19 protein-coding genes and 1 pseudogene are annotated in these 21959 nt (G+C 71.1%); 15 read left to right on the forward strand and 5 right to left on the reverse strand.

Annotated features, from left to right (window positions below):
* Positions 1-80: 80 nt before the first annotated feature.
* Positions 81-1031: pseudogene (locus tag DEJ29_RS02520) on the reverse strand (carbohydrate ABC transporter permease); the annotation flags it as partial.
* Positions 1028-2386: an extracellular solute-binding protein gene (locus DEJ29_RS02525; protein WP_111094894.1), complete on the reverse strand. Its 1359-nt coding sequence runs from the start codon at positions 2384-2386 to the stop codon at positions 1028-1030. The gene DEJ29_RS02525 and the pseudogene DEJ29_RS02520, both read right to left, overlap by 4 nt.
* A 208-nt stretch (positions 2387-2594) precedes the next feature.
* Between DEJ29_RS02525 and DEJ29_RS02530 the strand changes: the two genes are divergently transcribed.
* The 3 genes from DEJ29_RS02530 (at position 2595) to DEJ29_RS02540 (ending at position 5038) form a co-directional block, all read left to right on the forward strand.
* Complete coding sequence (locus DEJ29_RS02530) at positions 2595-2936, forward strand: hypothetical protein (protein ID WP_111094893.1); 342 nt, start codon at positions 2595-2597, stop codon at positions 2934-2936.
* Entirely contained in the window at positions 2917-4083 is a 1167-nt protein-coding gene (locus DEJ29_RS02535) for a baeRF2 domain-containing protein (protein ID WP_111094892.1), read from the forward strand. Before DEJ29_RS02530 ends, DEJ29_RS02535 begins: the two co-directional genes overlap by 20 nt.
* A gap of 112 nt (positions 4084-4195) precedes the next feature.
* A complete protein-coding gene (locus DEJ29_RS02540; protein WP_111094891.1) occupies positions 4196-5038 on the forward strand; it encodes a formate/nitrite transporter family protein in 843 nt (280 codons plus the stop codon).
* A 57-nt stretch (positions 5039-5095) separates the two neighbouring features.
* Here DEJ29_RS02540 and DEJ29_RS02545 read toward each other — a convergent pair whose 3' ends face one another.
* A complete protein-coding gene (locus tag DEJ29_RS02545) occupies positions 5096-6307 on the reverse strand; it encodes an MFS transporter (RefSeq protein WP_111094890.1) in 1212 nt (403 codons plus the stop codon).
* Between the two features lie 95 nt (positions 6308-6402).
* On the opposite strand from DEJ29_RS02545, the gene DEJ29_RS02550 reads away from it, so the two are divergent.
* Entirely contained in the window at positions 6403-7104 is a 702-nt protein-coding gene (locus tag DEJ29_RS02550; RefSeq protein ID WP_258375934.1) for a GntR family transcriptional regulator, read from the forward strand.
* Between the two features lie 79 nt (positions 7105-7183).
* Here the strand turns inward: DEJ29_RS02550 and DEJ29_RS02555 are convergent, their stop codons facing one another.
* Positions 7184-7333, reverse strand: coding sequence for a hypothetical protein (locus tag DEJ29_RS02555; protein WP_155896754.1), 150 nt, complete (start codon positions 7331-7333; stop codon positions 7184-7186).
* Between the two features lie 228 nt (positions 7334-7561).
* Here DEJ29_RS02555 and DEJ29_RS02560 point away from each other — a divergent pair, with 228 nt between their 5' ends.
* From DEJ29_RS02560 to DEJ29_RS02590, 7 genes are all read left to right on the forward strand, one after another.
* A complete protein-coding gene (locus DEJ29_RS02560; RefSeq protein ID WP_071246163.1) occupies positions 7562-8662 on the forward strand; it encodes a LacI family DNA-binding transcriptional regulator in 1101 nt (366 codons plus the stop codon).
* 368 nt (positions 8663-9030) lie between these two features.
* Positions 9031-10680 (forward strand): ABC transporter substrate-binding protein, encoded by a 1650-nt coding sequence (locus DEJ29_RS02565; RefSeq protein ID WP_111094888.1) that lies wholly within the window; start codon positions 9031-9033, stop codon positions 10678-10680.
* Positions 10677-11657, forward strand: a complete 981-nt coding sequence (locus tag DEJ29_RS02570) for an ABC transporter permease (RefSeq protein WP_017886395.1) — start codon at positions 10677-10679, stop codon at positions 11655-11657. The genes DEJ29_RS02565 and DEJ29_RS02570 overlap by 4 nt, the downstream gene beginning before the upstream one ends.
* A complete protein-coding gene (locus DEJ29_RS02575) occupies positions 11654-12604 on the forward strand; it encodes an ABC transporter permease (protein ID WP_111022713.1) in 951 nt (316 codons plus the stop codon). Before DEJ29_RS02570 ends, DEJ29_RS02575 begins: the two co-directional genes overlap by 4 nt.
* Positions 12601-14397, forward strand: coding sequence for an ABC transporter ATP-binding protein (locus tag DEJ29_RS02580; protein WP_111094887.1), 1797 nt, complete (start codon positions 12601-12603; stop codon positions 14395-14397). The genes DEJ29_RS02575 and DEJ29_RS02580 overlap by 4 nt, the downstream gene beginning before the upstream one ends.
* Positions 14394-15266, forward strand: a complete 873-nt coding sequence (locus DEJ29_RS02585; protein WP_111094886.1) for an alpha/beta fold hydrolase — start codon at positions 14394-14396, stop codon at positions 15264-15266. The genes DEJ29_RS02580 and DEJ29_RS02585 overlap by 4 nt, the downstream gene beginning before the upstream one ends.
* A gap of 24 nt (positions 15267-15290) precedes the next feature.
* On the forward strand, positions 15291-16487 hold the full coding sequence (locus tag DEJ29_RS02590; protein WP_111094885.1) for a family 1 glycosylhydrolase: 1197 nt from the start codon (positions 15291-15293) through the stop codon (positions 16485-16487).
* Positions 16488-16595: 108 nt separating this feature from the next.
* On the opposite strand, the gene DEJ29_RS02595 is transcribed toward DEJ29_RS02590, so the two are convergent.
* Positions 16596-17783: an ankyrin repeat domain-containing protein gene (locus DEJ29_RS02595; RefSeq protein WP_146248326.1), complete on the reverse strand. Its 1188-nt coding sequence runs from the start codon at positions 17781-17783 to the stop codon at positions 16596-16598.
* Between the two features lie 144 nt (positions 17784-17927).
* Between DEJ29_RS02595 and DEJ29_RS02600 the strand changes: the two genes are divergently transcribed.
* The 4 genes from DEJ29_RS02600 to DEJ29_RS02615 are packed head-to-tail and all read left to right on the forward strand — an operon-like array spanning position 17928 to position 21959.
* Complete coding sequence (locus DEJ29_RS02600; protein WP_111094883.1) at positions 17928-18548, forward strand: acyltransferase; 621 nt, start codon at positions 17928-17930, stop codon at positions 18546-18548.
* Positions 18545-19642 carry a DegT/DnrJ/EryC1/StrS family aminotransferase gene (locus DEJ29_RS02605; RefSeq protein WP_111094882.1) on the forward strand — a complete coding sequence of 366 codons (1098 nt, stop codon included), beginning with the start codon at positions 18545-18547 and terminating at the stop codon, positions 19640-19642. The genes DEJ29_RS02600 and DEJ29_RS02605 overlap by 4 nt, the downstream gene beginning before the upstream one ends.
* On the forward strand, positions 19639-20655 hold the full coding sequence (locus DEJ29_RS02610) for a Gfo/Idh/MocA family protein (protein ID WP_111094881.1): 1017 nt from the start codon (positions 19639-19641) through the stop codon (positions 20653-20655). Before DEJ29_RS02605 ends, DEJ29_RS02610 begins: the two co-directional genes overlap by 4 nt.
* Positions 20652-21959, forward strand: coding sequence for a nucleotide sugar dehydrogenase (locus DEJ29_RS02615; RefSeq protein WP_111094880.1), 1308 nt, complete (start codon positions 20652-20654; stop codon positions 21957-21959). The genes DEJ29_RS02610 and DEJ29_RS02615 overlap by 4 nt, the downstream gene beginning before the upstream one ends.

The following is a 21959-nucleotide window of genomic DNA, read 5'->3' on the forward strand; positions in this document are numbered from 1 at the left end:
GCGCGCGTCTGGAGCGCGGTGCGGGCCTCCCGGCCGTCGCGCCGTGCGCGCTTGCGTCGGTCGCGTTCGTCCTTGGGCGGTCGGTTTGTCAGCGCGAGGAACGTGAACGACAGGATGAACGCGGCCAGCGCGATGATGACCGCCTGCGCACTCGCGACGCCGTACTCGTTGAACGCGAACGCGTTCGTGTAGGCGGCGTAGTTCGGCGTGTACTCGGTGTCGATCGCGGGGGCCACGGTCGACAGGATCTGCGGCTCCGCGAAGAGCTGCAGGGTGCCGATGATCGAGAACACCGTCGTGAGCACCAGGGCCGGTGCGATGAGCGGGATCTGGATCCGCCACGCGACCTGGAACGCGTTCGCGCCGTCGACCTTGGCGGCCTCGTAGACCTCGCCGGGGATGGACTTCAGCTGCGCCACGATGATGAGCATGTTGTAGCCGGTGTACGTCCACGTGACGATGTTCGCAATCGACCACAGCACGCTGTTCGCGCCGAGGAAGTCCGGCTGCAGCCCCATCGACTGGAGCAGCGACACGATCGGTGACAGGCCCGGCACGTACAGGAACGACCACAGGATCGTGGCGATGACGCCGGGGACGCCGTAGGGCATGAAGTAGATCGCCCGGAAGAAGCCCGGCCAGCGGGCGCTCGCCGACTCGAGCAACAGCGCGAGGATCGTGCAGGCGATGATCATCACCGGGACCTGGACGATGCCGAACAGCAGCATGCGGCCGATCGAGGCGACGAACCCGCTGTCCTGCAGGGCGATCGCGTAGTTGTCGAACCCGGCGAACCGGCCGACCACACCGTCCTCACCGAACAGGCCCTCGCGGTCGACGGTGGTGAACGACTGGAACAGGGCGCTGATGATCGGGATGACGAACGTCAGCAGGAACAGGGCCAGGAACGGGGCGAGCAGGATCCACGGGGCACGCTTCTGCGCGCTCGTGGCCTTCGTGCTCGTGCGGAACGCGGGCGTGCCGCCGGCCGGTCGGCGGGTGGACTGCCTGGTGGTGGTCTGCTGGGTCATCGTGCCGTCCTGACGCTGAGGCCCTTGTCCGTGAAGGACTGGACGATCTCCCGCTGTGCGAGCTCCACGGCGTCACTGAGCTTCAGGCCCGAGGTGAGCTTGCGGCGGAACTGGTTCTGCAGGCTGGTGAAGGCCGACTGGGTCACCGGGGACCACGACCAGTCGATGTTCTGTTCCTTGGAGGCCGGCACGAAGACGTCCTCGTTGTAGTTCTGACCGGAGAACCACTTCGACGGTTTCTCGCGCTGCGCACCGATGTAGTCGACGGCGGGCGACCAGCCGATGCCGCAGTGCTTGATCATCGCGTCGATGCCCTCCTTCGAGGTGGTCATCCACGTGATGAACTCGAGCGCCTCCTTCGGGTGCTTCGCGTTCGCCAGCACCGCGGCCGTCGAACCGCCGATGGCACTCGATCCGAAGCCGTCGGCGCCCCACTTCTGCATCGGGGCGACCTTCCACTTGCCCTCGCCGCCCTGCACCGACTCGATCAGGGCGTCACCCCAGCTCGCGCTCGTGACCGCGGCGATCTTGCCGCTCGCGGCCGCCGCGTACCACCCGGGGGAGTACGCGCCGGCACTCGTGTCGACGAGCTCGTCGTCGATCACGCCGTCGAAGAAGTCCGCGACCATCAGGGTCTTGTCGTCGGTCATGTCGACGACCCACTCGTCGCCGTCGACCTTGAACCAGCGCGCGCCGGCCTGCTGTGCGTACGCGGCGAACGGTGAGGCGTCGGCGACCGGGAACACCTCGAGGTAGTTCTGCTTGCCGGTGCTCCGGACCTTGTCGGCCAGGTCGCGCCACTCGTCCCACGTCGTCGGGGGTTCGCCGCCGGCCTGCTCCAGGATCGCGGTCTGGTAGTAGAACCCCATCGGGCCGGTGTCCTGCGGGATGCCGTAGATGCCGTCGACGAACGACACCTGCGCCCAGGCGGCCTCGTCGTACTTCGACTGGAAGTCCTTCGCGCCGTACCGGGCCAGGTCGACCAGGCCGTTCGCGAGCATGAACTCGGGGATCTGCCGGAGCTCGACCTGCCCGATGTCCGGGCCGCCGCCGGCCGCGAGCGCGGAGTACATCTTCTGGTACCCGCCGCTGTTGCCGCCGGGGATCCAGTTCGCGGTCACCTGGATCTCGGGGTGCGTCTCGTTCCAGACGTCGCACACCTTCTGGAGGTCCTTGAGCCACGCCCAGTAGGTGAGCTGGACGGTCTCACCCGAGGCCGCGGCGGGCACGAGGGCCGCCTTGTTGACGTTGGTCGAGCCCGGGACCGCACAGCCGGCGAGGAGTCCCGCCGCCGCGGTGCCGAGGCCGAAGCCCAACAGGTGTCGTCTCGTGATGGGTCGTGGTCGTGGCGCCATTGCCGCACTCCGTTCGTCGTTGATCGGGGTTGTCGACACCCAATCACAGAACCGAACGCCGTTGTGGTTTCGTGACCGTACCGACACTGCGCGTTCCCGGCGCACCTTGGAACGGCCCCAGGCCCGGGCGCGGACCGTGGGGTCACAGAGCAGACACCGACGCCCCGGACGGCGAAGGCCGCCGGTGGCACGAACGGGAGGAGAAGCGATGGCTGAACGTGGGAACACCACCCATCGGCCCGAACTCGACGAGCAGCTCGCGCACGAGGCGCAGAGCATCGTCCAGGGGCACGGCAGCAACGCGCACGTCGAGGAGTTCCGGCAGTCCGAACCGGTCCCCGACGACACGGACGACCCGGAGACGGTCGTCGCGTCCGGCTACGACGGCGAGATCGAGGGCGAGCTGCAGGACGACGCGACCAGCGTCGTCCCCGAGGACGACGCCGACCTGGCGGACCCCCTGCCCTCCGGCGAGGGCGACGGCGCCGACGCGACCGTGTACCGCACCGAGACCGGGGAGGGCAGCACCGATGGCACTGACGCAGAATGAGGCCCCGCACCTGCAGTCCGGGATCGCCGAACGCCTGAAGCGCGGCGGCACCTGGACCTGGGCGTACGTCGACGCCTCGGGCGACCGCGAGGACCCGCAGCACCTCGCCGCCCTGCAGCGCCGGAAGGCCGAGGACGAACTCCGCGCGGCCGGGGCCGGGGCCGAGGTCATCGACACCGTGATGGCGGAGCTCGAGGAGACCCCCGGAGTGCCCGCCCCGGTCAGCCGGTTCGTGCTGGTCCACGACGGCGAGCTGGTGCTCAGCGAGGTCCTGCCCGGCGAGATGCACGCACCGACCTCGGTCGGCCACGATCCCGTCCCCGACCTGCTGCCGCTCCTGGCGCACCGTCCGCTCGACCTGCCGTTCCTGGTCGTCGAGGTCGGCCGGGAGGGCGGTGGCTACCGTGCCTACCGTCTCGGCCACGCCGACGTGCCGGACCAGCGTGACGAACAGCGCGTGCAGGGCCGCACCGACACGCTCCACAAGTTCCAGGGCGGCGGCTGGGCGCACCTGCGGTGGCAGCACCACACCGAGGAGATCTGGCGCGACAACCAGAACGAGGTCGCCGCGGCCATCGAGGAGGTCTTCCGTCGGCTGCAGCCGAAGCTCATCGTCGTCGCGGGGGACATCCGTGCGCGCGGGCTCCTGCTCGACCAGCTGTCCACCGAGGCCCGCGCCGTCGTCTCCGAGGTCCCGGTCGACACCCGGGCGTCGGACGCGTCGGAGACCGCACTCGTCGAGCACGTCGACATCGCGCTTGCCCGGGTCATCGCGACCCGGCGGCACGACTTCGAGGACCTGCTCCGGACCCACGTCGGCCGTGGGGACAACCAGACGGTCGCCGGCATCGGATCCGTCGTCGAGGCGCTGCAGCAGGCGCAGGCATCGGTCGTGGCGATCGACGCGGCTGCGATCGGCGATCGCACGCTGCTCGCGCTCGCCGCGGTGCCGTGGATCGCCACGGCACCCGAGCAGGCGGCGGGCGCACCGGTGATCGGACCGGTCCCGGCCGTGTGCGCGCTCGTCCGCGCGGTCGCCCTCACCGACGCGGAACTGCTGCTCGTCAACGCCGCGTCCCTGCCGAACGGGGCACCGGCGGCGGCGTTGCTGCGCTGGCCGGTGGGTCCGGCGGTGCCGACCGCCTGAGCGGCGACCCATCGACGGACGGGAGGCCCGGTGCCGGCTGGTACCGGGCCTCCCGTCCGTCTCGGTGCGATCCTGCGGGCCGGCACGACGGCCCGCGTATAGCGTCCCGGCCATGACCGACGACCGCCGACGCGAGCTCGGCACCAGCGACGCACCCGTGGAGGACGAACTCGCGGAGTCCTTCGACGCGACCGTCGAGGAGGGCGCGGAGCGGCTGCAGCGGACGACCCGGGCCGTCCTCGTCACGGGGTTCTTCGGCGGCCTCGAGGTCGGTCTCGGGGTGATGGCGTACCTCGCCGTGCTCACCGAGACCGACAGCCACCTGCTCGCCGGGCTGGCCTTCGGCATCGGGTTCATCGCGCTGCACCTGGCGCACAGCGAACTCTTCACCGAGAACTTCCTGATGCCGGTCGCGGCCGTGGTCGCGCGAGAGGGGACCGTGCTGCAGCTCGTGCGACTGTGGGGCGGCACCCTCGTGGCGAACCTGGCCGGGGGATGGGTGTTCATGTGGCTCGTCGTCCAGGCGTTCCCGCAGTGGCACGCCACGCTCTCGGAGTCGGCGCACCACTACGTCGACGCGCCGTTCGGACTGCAGAGCATCGTGCTGGCGGTCCTGGGCGGCAGCACCATCACCCTGATGACGCGGATGCAGCAGGGCACCGACTCGGACCCCGCGAAGCTCGTCGCCGCCGTCGCCGGAGGCTTCCTGCTCGCCGGGCTGCAGCTCTTCCACTCGATCCTCGACTCGCTGCTCGTCTTCGGTGCGATCCAGTCGGGCGCGGACATCACCTACGGGCAGTGGCTCGGCTGGTTCGGCTACACGCTGCTGTTCAACGTCCTCGGCGGGCTGGTGCTCGTGACGGCCTTGCGCCTGCTCCGGACGAAGGAGCTCATGCAGGACCGCCGCCGGGACTCCCAGGACGACCCCGAGCGTGCGGACCACGAACAGGGGTGACGGGCGCGACGGGCGGAGCCGACCGACGGGGCCGTTCGCAGTCAGTCCTGCGGACGGTCAGTCGTGCGAGCGGTCGCGTCGGGGCACCATCGGGACCGCGAGCAGCGGGAGCACCGCCACGATGCCGAACGACGCCGCGAACCCGAGCGCACCGACCAGCGCGCCGATGCCCGGACCGACGGCGCTCGCCGCGATGAACTGCCCGGTGTTCTGCGCCCCGAGCACCCGGCCGGACCAGAACGGCCCCGCCGCCTCGGCGACCGACGTGTACGCCAGCCCGTTGTCGGCGACCGTCACGCTCGTCGCGAGCACCAGGAACACCGCGGCCCCGGCCAGGTGCGTCGCGTCGACGACCGCGAGCACCGCCATCACCACCGCGGCGCTCACCGCCACGATGCGCAGGGGGCCGACGCGCGATCCGGCACGGTCGCTCCAGCCACCGACCAGGATCCGGCCGATCGCCCCGACGAACTGCGCGGCGCCGACGAGCAGCCCGGCCGCCGGTGTCGACCAGCCGAGGCCGACGAGCCAGACGAGCCCGTACGTCGACAGGGTGAACTGCGGCACCACGAGCAGGACCGACACCGCGTGCACCCGCCACAGGAAGCCGCTCGATCGGTAGGGGTTCGCGGTCGCCGTCGTCGCCACCGTGGCCCGGGCAGGGCGTGGCGGGTCGGTGATCCCGATCGCGCAGCAGACGGCGAGCACCGCGCACAGCACGATCGGCAGGACCAGGGCCGCGCGGATCCCGGAGCCCTCGGCGAGCTGCGGCACCGTGACCGCCGCGAGCGTCACGCCGAGCGGCTGCGACATCTGCCGGATGCCCATCGCGAGACCCCGGCGCTCCTTCGGGAACCACCCCACCACGACCCGACCGCTCGCGGCGTTCGTCGAGGCACTCGTCATCCCACCGGCCAGGAACGCCAACCCGAGCAGCACCGGGTCGCCCGCAGCGAGCCAGGCGCCCACCACGGCCAGCGTGGTGAGCACGAGACCGCCGGCGATGACGACGCGCTCGCCGAACCGGTCGGTGATCGCGCCCCAGGCGATGAGCGTCAGCACCATGCCGAAGGTCGGGGCGGCCGCGAGCAGCCCGGCGGCCGGCAGGGACGTGCCGCGGCTGAGCAGGTGGGGGATGAGGAGCGCCGGCGCGGACACGACGAGCGTCCCCGCCGCCTGGGCCGCAACCCCGAGGGCGAGCATCGTCCAGGCGCGGGCGGAGACCGGCGGCGTCGTGGTGGATCGCTGCGGGGCGTCGGTCGTGGGCATGCGTCTCGGCCGTTCGTCGTCGTTCCATCGCGGAACGGATTGGTATACCAGAACGGTATACCATTCCCGCCGTCACGCCGCTAGGCTTGTCCGCCGTGACCGACACGACCGACGCCGCGCCCGTGTCGCAGACGGCCCAGCTCTACGGCAACCTGCGCGCGGCCATCCTGACCCTCGACATCGCACCGGGGGAGCGCATCTCGGAGCGGGGGCTCGAGGCACGGTTCCACGCCTCGCGCACGCCGGTCCGCGCCGCACTGTCGCGGCTCGAGCGCGAGGGACTCATCCTGCACGAGGGCCGCTCGTGGACGGTCACCCCGATCGACCTCGACGAGATCGCCTCGCTCGCCGAACTCCGCGGCATCCTCGAGCCCGCTGCCGTCCGGTTGGCCGTCCAGCGTGCCACCCCCGAGCAGCTGGCCGAGGTCCGCGGGCACCTCGACGCGCTCCAGCCCACCCCCGACCAGCAGGCCGGCATCCGCATGGGGTCGACGTTCCACCTCGACCTCGCCGCGCTCGGTGGCAACCGGTTCGTCACCGACGCCATCGCCGACGCCCTGACGCGGCTCGAGCGCACGCGCTGGATCGAGGTCCGCACGCCCGAGGCGCGCGACGCCGCCTGGGACGAGCACAGCGCCATCATCGACGCCGTGCGCGACGGTGACGCGGACCGCGCAGCGGACCTCGTCGCCGCGCACGTCGCCGGCACGAACGACCGGCTCCTCAGCTGGATCGCGCAGGAGCGCCGACGCCTGCGCGGGGCAGGCATGACGATCGTGGGCGCGACCGAGCGCTGAGTGCCCGCGGACGTGAGCGGTCTGCGGGCGCCTGCCCGGGCCTCCTGGCCGTGTCCGGGGGGAGGCCGGGCGCGAGCCGCTAGCGCAGGTCCGTCGTCTCCTGCGGTGCGTCGAGGTCGTCGAACGTGCGGATCGAATCCGTGCGTTCGAGCAGCGCGTCGCGCACCTCGGCCTCGTCGTGGCTCGCGCGGAGTGCGAGCTTGCTCCCGGAACGTGTCGACTGTGACATGTCGTGTCCTTCCCCTGTGTGTGGGCAACCTGATCGGTGCGGGCACGCGGCCCGCTGGTGCGCTTCCTCACGGGACGTACTGAGGTCGGAACAGTGTCGCGCGACCCCCGCTGTCCCGCAAGCGTTTCCGGCACCGTGTGGAGAACTCCCGGCACACGGCATGCCTAGGATGGTCCGGCCGCACAGCGCGAGGCGCGGCACCAGCGGACGTCGAAGGGGAGGCACGGGTTGGCCGACCAGCGCACCGCACCTCCCACGGTCTACGACGTCGCCTCTGCGGCCGGCGTCTCCATCGCCACCGTCTCGCGCGTGCTCCGCACGCCCGACGCCGTCCGCGAGGGCACCCGGGACCGCGTGCAGGCGGCGATCCGGAGCCTCGGCTACGTCCCGTCCGGCAACGCCCGTGCCCTCGCCGGCAAGCGCACCGGCGTCGTCGGACTGCTGCTGCCCGGTTTCGACGTGGTGCCCGACGAGCGGCCGGACCTGGTCACCGACGGCGGCGTCCGCGTGGTCGACGACCGGCGCCACGTGACGCAGCCGTTCTCGTCCAACCTGTACTTCGACGAGGTCCTGCGCGGTGCCGAGACCGAGGCCTGGCAGCGGGGGCTCGCGCTCATGGTCGCCGCCGGGCGGGGCTCGTCGCGCGACGTGATCGTGAACGACGTCGCCGGCCGGGTCGACGGGCTCGCCGTGCTGGCACAGACCGTGCCCGACGACCTGCTCGAGCACGTCGCCCGCCGCATCCCCGTCGTGGTGCTCGCCGACGACCGGCGCTCGCACGGGTTCGACTCGGTGAGCGTGGACAACGCCGCGGGCATGCGTACCCTGGCGTCGCACGTGATCGGGCGCCTGGGGATCCGGTCCCTCGCGTACGTGGCGGGGCCGATCGACTCGCCCGACGACATGGAGCGCTCGGCGGGGTTCCGCGCGGCGCTGGCCGACCACGGGGTGCCGGCCTCGACGGTGCGCACCGTGCACGGCGACTTCGGGCGGGCCCGGGCGCGGGAGCTCGCGGTCTCGCTGCTGGCCGACGACGTCCCGCGCGCCGTGGTCTGCTCGAACGACCAGTCCGCGCTCGGGGTGCTCGACGCCGCCGCTGCCCGGGGGCTCCGCGTGCCCGAGGACCTCGTCGTGACCGGGTTCGACGGCATCGACGCCGGTCGGTTCTCGTCGCCGCGCCTGACGACCGTGCACCAGCCGATGGGGGCGCTCGGCCGTGCTGCCGTCCTGGCGATCGTGGACCGGCTGGAGCGCCGCGAGGGCCCGCCGCGCGCCGTGCGCCTGCCCGTCGAGGTGCTGCTGCGCGAGAGTTGCCCGCCCGCGCTGTAGGCGTGCGTGCCGTCGCGAGGCCGCACCGTGCGACCTTCCGCATCCCGTGCGACCTTCCGCGCCCCGTGCGAGTCCGTAGCAGTGCACAGAGCGGGCAACCTCGCACCAGTCGGCGCACCTCGCACCGTGCGCCGCCCTCCATCAGGACCGCAACCTCGCACCAGTCGGCGCACCTCGCACCGTGCCGCCCCGCGAAACAACACCCGCAGTTGCACGCCGCGATGTAAGCGCATACATTGAGCACGTACCGAATCGACATGGAGGTCGACCGAGCAATGACGCTTCCCCCACAGCGCACGCGCGGCACGCGTGACCCAGGCCCCCGCCGCCGAGGCCGCCTCGTCGCGGCCATCGCAGGCCTCGCCGCAGTGGCCCTCGTGGCCACCGGCTGCAGCATCCAGGTCCGATCCGAACCCGATCCCACCATCGGCAAGGACACGATGCTCATCAACGCGGACCGCGGCAACCCGCTGTTCGACCGCAACTTCAACCCGTACATCGCGAACGCCCGCACGGCCTCCAAGTGGATGTACGAGCCCCTCATCGAGGTGAACCCCCTCGACGGCAAGCGCAACCCGTGGCTCGCCAGCGCGTGGAGCCAGCCCGACGCGAAGACCATCGACATGACGATCCGCTCGGGCGTCGAGTGGTCCGACGGTTCGCCGTTCAGCGCGAAGGACGTCGTCTTCACCTTCGACCTGCTCAAGAAGTTCCCCGCCATGGACGTCAAGGGCGCCTGGCAGCACATCAAGAGCATCGAGCAGGACGGTGACCACGTCGTCTTCCACCTCAAGAGCGAGGACGTCCCGAGCCTGACGATCATCGGGCAGACGTACATCCTCGGCGAGGACCACTGGGGCGGCGTGAAGGACCCGACCACCTGGCGCGACCCGAACCCGGTCGGCACCGGGCCGTTCGTCCTCGGCAACTACACCGACCAGCAGTACTCGATGAACAAGAACCCGAAGTACTGGCAGGCCGACAAGATCGCCATCAAGCACCTCATCCTGCCGGCGACGAACACGCAGCTCGACACCGTCACCCGCGGCTACGACTGGGCGTACTCGTTCATCTCCGACGTCAAGGGCACCTGGGGCGCCGCGTCGAAGACGAACGAGTGGTGGTTCCCGGCCGGCGGTGTGATCGGCCTCATCCCGAACCTCACGAAGGCGCCGTACAACGACGTCAACGTCCGCCGGGGCATCTCGCTCGCGCTGGACCGTGACGCCATCGCCGAGACCGCGTCCGAGGGCAACCTGTCGGCGGCGGGCCAGACCGGCCTGATCCTGCCGAACCAGGAGCGCTACCTCAACCCGGACATCCCCGACAAGGGCATGATCACGCAGGACACGAAGGCGGCGCTCGCCAGCCTCGAGAAGTCCGGCTACACCGTGCAGGGCGGCAAGGTCGTCAAGGACGGCAAGCAGCTCGCCATCACGATCATGACCGCGAACGGCTACTCCGACTGGCTCCGCGCCGCGCAGGAAGTCCGCCGCGAGCTGACGGCCATCGGCATCAAGGTGACGATCCAGGCGCCGCAGCCCGCCGGGTACCAGCAGAACATCAACAACGGCACGTTCGACATGGCGATGGGCGGCATGGGCAACGGCGACGTCTACCAGGCGTTCAACTCCCTGCTCAGCAGCGAGTTCTACCAGCCCGTCGGCAAGTCGACCGTGAACAACTACGAGCGGTACAAGGACGCCGAAACCCAGAAGCTCCTCGACGAGTACAAGGCGACGACGGACACCGCGAAGCAGCAGGAGATCCTCGACCAGCTGCAGCAGACCGTCTACGACGAGCTCCCCGTCATCGGCATGTACTACGGCGGGCTCTGGGGCCTGTTCAACACCGGCAAGTTCGTCGGCTGGCCGAGCGCGAAGGACCCCTACATGGCACCGCAGAACTACGACTCGGCACCGCTGCTCATCTTCACGAAGCTCCGTCTGCGCGACAGCGCCGCCGGCAAGCAGATCCTGCAGGAGCAGGACGCCGCGCAGCAGGAGGACCAGAAGTGAAGTACATCCTCCAGAAACTCGTCCTCTTCGTCCTGACCCTCTGGGCCGCGGTCACGCTGAACTTCGTGCTCCCGCGCCTGATGCCCGGCAGCCCGGCCGACGCCGCACTCGCGAAGCTCAGCCAGAACGGTCCGGTCACCGACGCCACCAAGAAGGCCATCGAGGCCCAGCTCGGGGTGCCGACCGGCAACCTCTGGGACCAGTACGTCAGCTACCTGCACCAGGTCATCACCCTCGACTTCGGCACGAGCTACACGTTCTACCCGCAGCCCGTCGGTGACCTCGTGTCGAAGGCCCTGCCCTACACGCTGATCCTCGTCGGGGTCGTCACGATCCTGGCGTTCGTCCTCGGCACCCTGATCGGTGTCGCGGCGGCGTGGAAGCGCGGGACCTGGCTCGACTCACTGCCCACCCTGTCGGGCAGCTTCATGTCGACGTTCCCGTACTTCTGGACCGCCCTGCTGCTGCTGTTCTTCCTCGGCTACGTGCTGCACTGGTTCCCGACCACGGGCGCCTACTCGGCGACGACGACGCCCGGCCTGAACGGTGCCTTCTTCGGCGACGCACTGCAGCACGCGGTGCTGCCGGCGGTCACGATCCTGGTGACGAGCCTCGGCGGCTGGATCATCGGCATGCGCAACGCGATGATCAACACCCTCGGTGACGACTACGTGACCTTCGCCGAGGCCAACGGCCTCCGCGGACGCACCGTCGCCATCCGCTACGCGGCCCGCAACGCGATCCTGCCGAACCTGACCGGCTTCGGGCTGGCGCTCGGTGGCGTGGTCGGCGGTTCCGTCCTGGTCGAGCAGGTCTTCGGCTACCCGGGCATCGGCTACCTGCTGTTCAACGCCGTCATCGGGCAGGACTACCCGCTCATGCAGGCCCTCTTCCTGATGATCACCGTGTCGGTGCTCATCGCCAACTTCATCGTGGACGTCATGTACGGCGTCCTGGACCCGAGGACGCGTCGATGACCAACACCACCACCCCGGACGCCACAGTCGCAGTCCGCACGCAAGAAGAAGCAGCCCAGGCGCCGTCCAAGTGGCGCGCCGCCGCCCGCCAGTTCGGCGTCGTCTGGTCGAACAAGAAGGCCCGGATCGGCATCATCATCCTCGGTGTCTTCGTGTTCGTGGCGATCTTCGCCCCGCTCCTGGCCCCGTACGGCGCCAGCCAGAACGGCTTCGCCCGGTCCGCCGACGCGACGCCCGACCACTGGATGGGCACCACCGCCGCCGGCGAGGACGTCCTGTCCCAGATCATCTACGGCGCCCGCATCTCGGTCATGGTCGGCGCGGTCGCGGGCATCCTGTCCACGCTCGTCGCCGTCGCGATCGGCCTCAGCTGGGGTTACGTCCGCGGCTGGATCGCCGAGGTCATCGGGTTCATCGTCAACCTGTTCCTCGTCATCCCGGGTCTGCCCCTGATGATCGTCATCGCCGCCTACCTGCAGAACGGCGGCATCGCGGTGATCATCGCGGTCATCGTCGTGACCGGTTGGGCGTGGGGCGCTCGCGTGCTCCGCTCGCAGACGCAGTCGCTGCGCGGCCGGGACTTCGTCACCGCCGCCCAGTTCTCCGGTGAGGGCGCGACCCGCATCGTGTTCCGCGAGATCCTGCCGAACATGACGAGCCTCATCGTCGGCAGCTTCTTCGGGGCCGCCACCAGCGCCATCCTCGCCGAGGCGGGCCTCGAGTTCCTCGGACTCGGCGACTCGTCGATCGTCAGCTGGGGCACGATCCTGTACTGGGCGCAGAACTCCAACGCGCTCCTCACCGGGCAGTGGATCCTGCTCTTCGCGCCGGGTCTCTGCATCGCGCTGCTCGCGATGAGCCTCACCCTGATCAACTTCGGCGTCGACGCCGTGTCCAACCCGCGGCTGCGCGACGGCGCACGGCCCCGTAAGGAGAAGCGCGCATGAGCGGCTTGCCAGAAACGCACCCGGCAGACGGCCTGGAGGCGTCCACCGGCGCCGCCACGAGCCTCCAGTCCGACGCCCGTCACGACCAGGGCGACGCCTCCGTCCTGCTCGACGTCCGCGACCTGTCGGTCGTCTACGAATCGGCCGGCCAGACGGCCGTCCAAGCCGTCGACCACGTGTCGTTCCAGCTGAAGAAGGGCGAGTTCATCGGCCTGGTCGGCGAGTCCGGTTCCGGCAAGTCGACGCTCGGCTACGCGCTGACCCGGCTGCAGAAGCCGCCGGCGCGCACGAACGGCGGCAGCATCGTCTTCGCGGGCAAGGACATCCGCGACCTCGACGACGAAGCCCTGCGCCAGCAGCGGCAGGGCGGCTTCGCGATGGTGCTGCAGTCCGGCATGAACGCGCTCAACCCGGTGCGCACCATCCGGAACCACTTCATCGACGTCTTCAAGGCGCACGGCCACGTGTCGCGCGACCGCTGGGACGCCCGGATGAAGGAGCTCATCGAGAAGGTGAAGCTGCCGACGTCGATGCTCGCCCGGTTCCCCGGAGAGCTCTCCGGCGGCATGCGGCAGCGCGTCTCCATCGCCCTGGCACTCTCGCTCGAGCCGCAGCTCATGGTGTTCGACGAGCCGACGACGGCGCTCGACGTCCTCGTGCAGCACGCCGTGATGGACACGATCATCGAGCTGCAGCGCACCGAGGGCTTCACGGCGATCCTGATCAGCCACGACCTCGGCATCGTCCTCGAGGCCACCGAGCGCGTCCTCGTGATGCACGAGGGCCGGATCGTCGAGGACGGCGGCTCCCGCGAGATCCTCCGCGACCCGCAGGACGAGTACACGCAGATGCTCCTGTCGCACTACGCCGACCCCCGCGCCGAGGTGGTGTCGCTGCCGGGCTTCCCGGACCGCTCGCTCCGTGCCGAGGCCGGCGAGAAGCGGCAGGCGACGACCTCGTCGTTCAGCACCGTCGGGTCCCGCGAGCGCAGTGCCGCCCGCAACCCGATCGTCGTCGACCACATCGTGAAGACCTACCCGGCACCCCGCCGCGGTGAGCAGCCGGTGCAGGCCGTGCGCGACGTGTCGTTCACCCTCGAGCCCGGGCAGTCGCTCGCCCTGGTCGGCCAGTCCGGTTCGGGCAAGTCGACCATCGCGAAGCTGCTGACCGGCGTCGAGAAGCCGACCACCGGCACGGTCCGGTTCGGGGACCTCGACGTCGCCCGCCTCGGCAAGCGCGGCCTGCGGGACTTGCGCTCCGAGGTCCAGATGGTGTTCCAGGACCCGTACTCGGCGCTCAACCCGCTGCACACGGTCGAGTACACGCTGTCCCGGCCGATCGCGAACTACACGGGGCTGACCGGGCGCGATGCCCGACGCCGGGTGCTCGAGCTGCTCGAGACGGTCGGGCTCACCCCCGTCGAGCAGTTCGCGCAGAAGCTCCCGCACCAGCTCTCCGGCGGGCAGCGGCAGCGTGTGGTGATCGCCCGGGCGCTCGCGAGCGACCCGCAGGTGATCATCGCCGACGAGCCGGTGTCCATGCTCGACGTGACGCTGCGTGCCGGTGTGCTCGCACTGCTCGAGGACCTCCGCGAGCAGTGGGGCGTCTCGCTCCTCTACATCACGCACGACCTGCTGAGTGCGCGGCTCATCACGGACGACATCATGGTGCTCCACGAGGGCGCCGTCGTTGAGCGGGGTCACACGGCCCAGGTGCTGCAGGACCCGCAGGACCCGTACACGATCGCCCTCCTCGACGCCGTTCCCAACCCGCGGAGGACCCTGCGCGCATGACGAACCTGCACGACTTCCCGACGGTCCCGCCGTTCGGGCACCTGCCCACCCCGGACGGCGTCGACGTCGTCGGGATCGACGTCCCGGTCGGGCGGCTCACGGCCTACCGGATCGTGCCCGAGGGGGTGTCGAAGGGCACCGTGCTCATCGTCCCCGGGTACACCGGCTCGAAGGAGGACTGGCGGACCTTCCTGCCCGTCCTCCGCGACGCCGGCTGGACCGCGGTCGCGATCAGCCGGCGTGGTCAGGCCGACTCGGCAGCGCCGACCGAGCCGCGGGACTACTCCCTCGACGAAGAAGCCGCCGACGTCGTCCGGGTCGCGCGCCTGCTCGACGACGGCACCCCCGTGCACCTGATCGGGCACTCGCTCGGCGGTGTGATCGTCCGGGCTGCCGCGCTCCAGGACCCGTCGGCGTTCCGCGACGTCGTGCAGTTCTGCTCCGGGCCGCACGGGTGGCCGTACCGCAAGGTCGCCGAGCTGACGATCCTGCACGACACCGGCGGGAACCTCCGGCAGCTGTTCGACTCGACGAACCCGCTCTGGGCGTACCGGCCCGACGAGGAACTGCCCGACGACGTCCGGATGGTGCGCGACCGCTTCGACGCGACGAGCCCGCTCAGCGTCGTCGCCGGTGGCCACATCCTCGAGGACCACACCGACGCCTCCGACGCCCTGCGCGCCACGGGCCTGCCGGTACTCGTCGCCCACGGCGAGTGGGACAACGCCTGGCCGATCCCGTGGCAGCGGGCGATGGCCGAGCAGACCGGCGCCGAGTACGTCGTCATCCCCGCGAGCTACCACGGCCCCCAGGTCGAGAACCCGCTCGGGACGGTCGCCGTCTTCGACGCCTTCCTGAGCAAGCACTGACTCGAACAAGCACTGAAAGGCACCATCATCTCCACGCTGCAGTTCCCCGACGGCTTCCTCTGGGGTGCCGCCACCGCCGCCCACCAGATCGAGGGCAACAACGTCAACAGTAACTGGTGGGTGCACGAGCACGAGCCGGACACCACCATCGTCGAGCCCTCGGGTGACGCGGCGGACAGCTACCACCGGTACCGCGAGGACATCCGCATCGCGGCCGAGCTCGGGCTGAACTCCTACCGGTTCAGCATCGAGTGGGCCCGCATCGAGCCCGAGCGCGGGTTCGTCAGCCGTGCCGAGGTCGACCACTACCGCCGCATGGTCGATGCCTGCCACGAGTTCGGCATCGAGCCGATCGTCACCCTCATGCACTTCACCGTGCCGCGCTGGTTCGAACGCGACGGCTTCTGGCGGGCACCGGACGCCGCCGACCTGTTCGCCCGCTACACCGAGGCCGCGCTCCCCGTGGTGCAGGACGGCGTCCGCTACGTCTGCACGATCAACGAGCCGAACATCGCTGGGATGCTCGCCGGCGGCGAGGACGCCGCCAACCTGGTGGCGTTCGGCCTGCCGAACCCGGACCTGGGGGTCGCCGACGCCCTGCTGGCCAGCCACAAGCTGTCGCGCGAGGTCCTGTCACAGGTGTCGGGCCTCCAGTCGGGGTGGACCATCGCGACGCAGGCCTTCAAGTCGTCCGGCGAGCCCGGGGCGGACGCCATGCTCCGCGAGTACGGGTACCCGCGCGACGACTGGTACCTCGAGCAGGCTGCCGGCGACGACTTCCTGGGTGTGCAGGCCTACACCCGCACGTTCATCGGTCCGGACGGGCCCCTGCCCGTGTCCGACGACGTCGAGACGACCCTCACCGGCTGGGAGTTCTACCCCGAAGCCTCGGCCGACGGGCTCCGCAGCGCGTGGGAGCTCTCCGGCGGCGTCCCGCTGATGATCACCGAGAACGGCATTGCCACCGCCGACGACTCCCGCCGGCAGGCCTACACGCAGGGCGCCCTCGAGGGCATCCACCGCTGCATCGAGGACGGCATCGAGGTCCTGGGCTACCAGCACTGGTCGCTCCTGGACAACTACGAGTGGGCCTCCGGCTTCCGCCCGACGTTCGGGTTGGTCGCGTGGGACCGCGAGACCTTCGAGCGCACGCCGAAGGACTCCGCCCGCTGGTACGGGCGGGTCGCGCAGGCGAACGCCATCGAGCAGGTCACCGTCTAGGACGGTCGACCCCGCAGGCGCGCGGCGGACGGGAGGCCCTGCTCCCGTCCGCCGCGCTTCCGCGCCCCGGCACGTGGCCGAGGGCACGGGCCGTGGTGCGGACAGCGCTCAGGCGGCGGCGAGCAGGTCGGCGACGGCCGTCTCGCGGAGCAGCTCCGCCCGGTCCGCGGCGCTCGAGCCCTCGTCGTCGACGGCGTCCCGGTCGACGTCGAGCGACAGCACGACCCGGACGGTGTCGAGGTCGCCGGAGTCGACGGCCGCGATCAGCAGCGTCGCGCCCCGTGACCCGCGTGCCCTGGTGTCCGCACCCGCGGTGGCGAGCGCACGCACGATCGCGGCGTGCCCGCCCCACGCAGCGCGGACGATCGGGGTGTTGCCGTCGCCGTCACGGGCCTCCAGGTCGGCGCCCGCTGCGACCAGCACGTCGACCGCCCGTCGTGCGTCGCGGTCGATCGCCAGCGTCAGCGGCGTCCGCCCCTCGGTGTCCTCCAGCTGCAGGGTCGCGCCGCGGCGCAGGAGTTCCTCGAGCATCTCGGGGTGGTCGAACCACGCGGCGGCGTGCAGTGGGGCGAAGCCCCAGCGGGGATCGACGTCGTCGACGTCGCTCGCGTCGTCGGCCAGGTGCAGTCCGCCGAGGTCACCGTAGGCCGCTGCCCGCACCACCTCGGTCGTCCACTCGACCCAGCCGTCCGGCACCGGGCCGTGCCAGCCGCGTGCCGGGCGCGCCTCGAGGTCGGCGTACACGCTCTCGGCGACGCTCCGGATCGCCACCCGGACGCCCCGGAACCGGATCGCGACCTCGCCGACGGGGGAGATCAGCAGGCGGAGCTCCCAGGCGTCGTGCTCGTTCAGGTACTCGAGCTCGCCCCGGGCGACGTGGGCGTCACCGGCGAGCAGTTCTGCGGCGTCGACACCCGGCGGGTCGATGACGGCGTCCCGGAGCCGGAGCGACACCCTGGCGTGGTTCCAGCGGCGCCACAGGCCGCTCGGGGTGTCGAGGACCTCGTCGTTGCGCACCACGATGTCGGCGTGCACGACGACCGGGTCGGGCACACCGTGGCCCGGCAGGTCGACGGGGGTCGTCACGTCGTCCTCGTCGGCGTCCGGGTCGACGACGGCGTCCGCGGACTCCACGACCCAGCGTTCGATCCGTGAGTCGGTCCACTTGACGGTCAGGAGCGCGGCGACCGTGGGCGGGGCGTCCTCGAGCAACCGGGTCACGTGTTCGCGCTGGCCGTCGAAGTCCTCGAGGGAGACGTAGCCAACGGAGGGCCAGTTCACTCGACTCCATCGCACGGGACGACACTACCGGCGTCCGGCGGCGGGGCTGCGATGCGAACTCATCGCACTCGCGATCATCACACTTGATATGTCGTACCGGTATATCGTATGGTGGTCCGGCAGCGGAGGTCCCGCCGCGCCTGATCCGGAAGCGCACCCATGACCCCCAGTCCCACCCTCCCGACCGCGTTCATCGCCCCGGCAGCCGTCGTGTCGCCCTCGGCGGCCGTCGCTCCCGGGGTCCGCATCTGGGACGACTCCCACGTCGAGGCGCACGCGTCCGTCGGCAGCGAGACCCTCGTCGGTCGTGGCGTCACGATCGGCGCCGGCGTTCGCATCGGAGCGCGCTGCAAGGTCCAGAACGGTGCCCTCGTCTACGGACCGGCGGTCGTCGGCGACGGTGTCTTCATCGGCCCCGGTGCCGTCCTCACCAACGACAACACGCCGCGGGCGATCAACCCGGACGGTTCCGTGCAGGACGCCGACGACTGGCGGCCCACGGCCGTCGTCGTCGAGCACGGCGCGTCGATCGGCGCCGGGGCGCTCTGCGTCGCCCCCATCCGCATCGGCCGGTGGGCGATGGTCGCGGCCGGCGCCGTCGTCGTCCACGACGTCCCGGACCACGCGCTCGTCGCCGGGGTCCCCGCCCGCCGCATCGGCTGGGTGAGCCGGACCGGCCGACGGCTGGCGCAGGTCGACGACCGAACGCTGGTCTGCACCGAGACCGGCGACCGCTTCCTCCACTCCGAGACCACCGACACGATCGAGGCGATCCGTTGACCACCACACTCGAACTCATCCCCGCGGCGAAGCCCCTCATCGGCCTCGAAGAACGCCGCGCCGTCGATGCCGTCCTCGAGGGGGGTGGTCTCGCGCAGGGCCCCGAGGTCGCCGCCTTCGAGCGCGAGTTCGGCGACGTCCTCGTCGCCGGAGCCTCGGTCACCGCGGTCAACAGCGGCACCGCTGCCCTGCACCTGGCGCTCGTCGCGCTCGGCATCGGTCCGGGTGACGAGGTCATCGTCCCCTCGTTCACCTTCGCGGCCACGGCGAACGCGGTCCGACTCGTCGGCGCCGAGCCGGTGTTCGTCGACATCGATCCCCTGACCTACTGCGTCCACCCGTCCGCCGTCCGCGCCGCGGTCACCCCGGCCACGCGGGCGATCCTGCCGGTGCACCTCTACGGGCACCCGGCCGACATGACCGCGATCGCCCGGATCGCCGAGGAGCACGAGCTGCTCGTCGTCGAGGACGCGGCGCAGGCGCACGGCGCCCGGTGGGCGGGCACGCGCGTCGGCAGTTCATCCGACGCCGCGGCGTTCAGCCTCTACCCCACCAAGAACATGACCGCGGGCGAAGGGGGCATGATCTCGACCCGCGACGCCGCGGTCGACCGGATGCTCCGGCTGCTGCGCAACCAGGGCATGGAGCAGCGCTACGCGAACGAGGTCATCGGCTTCAACGCGCGGATGACCGACATCCACGCCGCGATCGGGCGCGTGCAGCTCCGCAAGGTCCTGGGGTGGACCGCGCAGCGGCAGGCGAATGCCGCCTACTTCAGCCGCGAGCTCGACGGCGTGGTGACGCCGACGACCGATCCGCGGGCAGAGCACGTCTTCCACCAGTACGTCGTGCGGGTGCCCTCGGACCGCGACGGCTTCGCGGCCGCCCTCCGCTCCGAGTTCGGGATCGGTTCCGGCGTCTACTACCCCACTCCCGTGCACCGACTCCCGTCGTTCGGACACGACCTCGACCTGCCCGAGACGGAGCGTGCGGCGTCCGAGGTCCTCGCGCTGCCGGTGTACCCGACCCTGACGCTCTCCCAGCTCGACCGCGTCGTCGAGGCCGTCAACACCCTCGCCGGGGCCGGACGATGAGTCGCGCACTGCGGGCCGGTGTCATCGGCCTCGGGATGATGGGCCGGCACCACGCCCGGGTCCTGCGGTCGCTCGAGGGGGTCGAACTCGTCGGCGTCGCCGATGCCCTCGGTGACCAGCACGACGTCGCCCAGGGCGTGCCGATCGTCCGGTCGGTCGGGGAGCTCATCGCGCTCGGCCTCGACACGGCCGTCGTCGCGGTGCCCACGGCGCTGCACGAAGCGGTCGGTCTGGAACTCGCCGCGGCGGGGGTGCACGCCCTGATCGAGAAGCCCGTCGCGGTCGACGGTCCCGCTGCCGCGCGCCTCGTGGCCGCCTTCGACCGCGCCGGACTCGTCGGCGCCGTGGGCCACATCGAGCGCTACAACCCGGCGCTCCAGGCGCTGCGACAGCGGCTCGACGCCGGTGAGCTGGGCGACGTCTACCAGATCGTCACGCGTCGCCAGGGGCCCTTCCCCGCACGGATCGCGGACGTCGGCGTCGTGAAGGACCTCGCCACGCACGACATCGACTCGACGTCGTGGATCGCCCGGTCACCGTTCGTCCACGTCGGAGCGCTCGCGGGCACCAAGAGCGGGCGTCCCCATGAGGACCTCGTCACCGTCACCGGACGCCTGGCCGACGGCACCCTGACCTCGCACCTCGTGAACTGGCTCACCCCGTACAAGGAACGTCTGTTGATCGTCACCGGTGACCGCGGCACGTTCGTCGCCGACACCCTCACCGCCGACCTGACCTTCCACGAGAACGGCACCGTCCAGACCGAGTGGGACCAGGTCGCCGCGTTCCGGGGTGTGTCCGAGGGGGCCAGCACCCGGTTCGCCATCACCAAGCGCGAGCCGCTCCTGGTCGAGCACGAGGCGTTCCGCGACGCCGTGCTCGGGCGGCCGTCGGACATCGTCACCCTCCGCGACGGCCTCCGGACGGTGCTCGTCGCCGAGGCCGTCCTCGAGTCCTCGCGGATCCAGCAGACCGTGCAGCTCGGCACGGACGCCGAAGGAGCAGCAGCATGAACGTCGTCGTCGTCGGTCTCGGCAAGATCGGGCTCCCGCTCGCCGTCCAGTACGCACGATCCGGCGCACACGTCACCGGCCTCGACGTCGCGAGCGGGGTGGTCGACGCCGTGAACGCTGCGACCGAGCCGTTCCCCGGCGAGCACGGGCTCGCCGACGGCCTGCGTGAGGTCGTCCCCGCGGGGCTGCTCCGCGCGACCACGGACGCCGCGGCAGCGATCCCCGACGCCGACGTCGTCGTGGTCGTCGTGCCGCTCTTCGTCGATGCCGACGGCATCCCCGACTTCGGCTGGATGGACGCCGCCACCGACACGATCGGCGACCACCTGCGACCCGGCACCCTGGTCGCGTACGAGACGACGCTGCCGGTCGGGACGACCCGTGGCCGCTGGGCGCCCCGGCTCGAGGCCCGCTCCGGACTCGTCGAGGGGCAGGACTTCCACGTCGTCTTCTCGCCGGAGCGGGTCCTGACCGGCCGGGTGCTCGCCGACCTCCGGCGCTACCCGAAGCTCGTCGGTGGTCTCTCCGACCAGGGCTCGGCGCGCGGCCGGGCCTTCTACGAAGCGGTGCTGCAGTTCGACGAGCGCGACGACCTCGGTCGGCCGAACGGCGTCTGGGACCTCCGCACCGCCGAGGCCGCCGAGCTCGCGAAGCTCGCCGAGACCACCTACCGCGACGTCAACATCGCGCTGGCGAACGAGTTCGCCCGGTTCGCCGAACGGCAGTCCATCGACATCGCCGCGGTCATCGACGCCTGCAACTCCCAGCCGTACAGCCACATCCACCGGCCCGGGATCGCGGTCGGCGGTCACTGCATCCCGGTGTACCCGCGGCTGTACCTCTGGAACGACCCGGAGGCCACGGTCGTCCGTGCCGCACGTGCCAGGAACGCCGCGATGCCGGCCCACGCGGTCGACCTCCTCGAGCGCCTGCACGGGGACCTGCGGGGCCAGCGGGTCGTGGTCCTCGGTGCCGCTTACCGTGGCGGCGTGAAGGAGACCGCGTTCTCCGGGGTCTTCGGCACCGTCGACGCGCTCCGGGTCCACGGCGCAGTGGTGACCGTGTCCGACCCCCTGTACTCGGACGTCGAACTCCGCAGTCTCGGCTTCGAGCCCCACGTCGACGGCGAACCGGTGGACGCGGCGGTCGTGCAGGCCGACCACGCCGAGTACGCGACGTGGGACGAGTCCCGGCTCCCCGGCGTCCGCACGGTCGTCGACGGCCGACGGGTCCTCGACGTCGAACGGTGGGCGTCCACCACGGTGACCGCGATCGGTGCTCCGCCCGTGGTCCCCGTGGCCTGA

The sequence above is a fragment of the Curtobacterium sp. MCPF17_021 genome (assembly GCF_003234605.2).
Taxonomy (GTDB): domain Bacteria; phylum Actinomycetota; class Actinomycetes; order Actinomycetales; family Microbacteriaceae; genus Curtobacterium; species Curtobacterium flaccumfaciens.

Coding starts and splice junctions, on each gene's coding strand:
- DEJ29_RS02525 (WP_111094894.1), bottom strand. CDS start 2,386: ATGGCGCCACGACCACGACCCATCACGAGACGACACCTGTTGGGCTTC.
- DEJ29_RS02530 (WP_111094893.1), top strand. CDS start 2,595: ATGGCTGAACGTGGGAACACCACCCATCGGCCCGAACTCGACGAGCAG.
- DEJ29_RS02535 (WP_111094892.1), top strand. CDS start 2,917: ATGGCACTGACGCAGAATGAGGCCCCGCACCTGCAGTCCGGGATCGCC.
- DEJ29_RS02540 (WP_111094891.1), top strand. CDS start 4,196: ATGACCGACGACCGCCGACGCGAGCTCGGCACCAGCGACGCACCCGTG.
- DEJ29_RS02545 (WP_111094890.1), bottom strand. CDS start 6,307: ATGCCCACGACCGACGCCCCGCAGCGATCCACCACGACGCCGCCGGTC.
- DEJ29_RS02555 (WP_155896754.1), bottom strand. CDS start 7,333: ATGTCACAGTCGACACGTTCCGGGAGCAAGCTCGCACTCCGCGCGAGC.
- DEJ29_RS02575 (WP_111022713.1), top strand. CDS start 11,654: ATGACCAACACCACCACCCCGGACGCCACAGTCGCAGTCCGCACGCAA.
- DEJ29_RS02580 (WP_111094887.1), top strand. CDS start 12,601: ATGAGCGGCTTGCCAGAAACGCACCCGGCAGACGGCCTGGAGGCGTCC.
- DEJ29_RS02585 (WP_111094886.1), top strand. CDS start 14,394: ATGACGAACCTGCACGACTTCCCGACGGTCCCGCCGTTCGGGCACCTG.
- DEJ29_RS02600 (WP_111094883.1), top strand. CDS start 17,928: ATGACCCCCAGTCCCACCCTCCCGACCGCGTTCATCGCCCCGGCAGCC.
- DEJ29_RS02610 (WP_111094881.1), top strand. CDS start 19,639: ATGAGTCGCGCACTGCGGGCCGGTGTCATCGGCCTCGGGATGATGGGC.
- DEJ29_RS02615 (WP_111094880.1), top strand. CDS start 20,652: ATGAACGTCGTCGTCGTCGGTCTCGGCAAGATCGGGCTCCCGCTCGCC.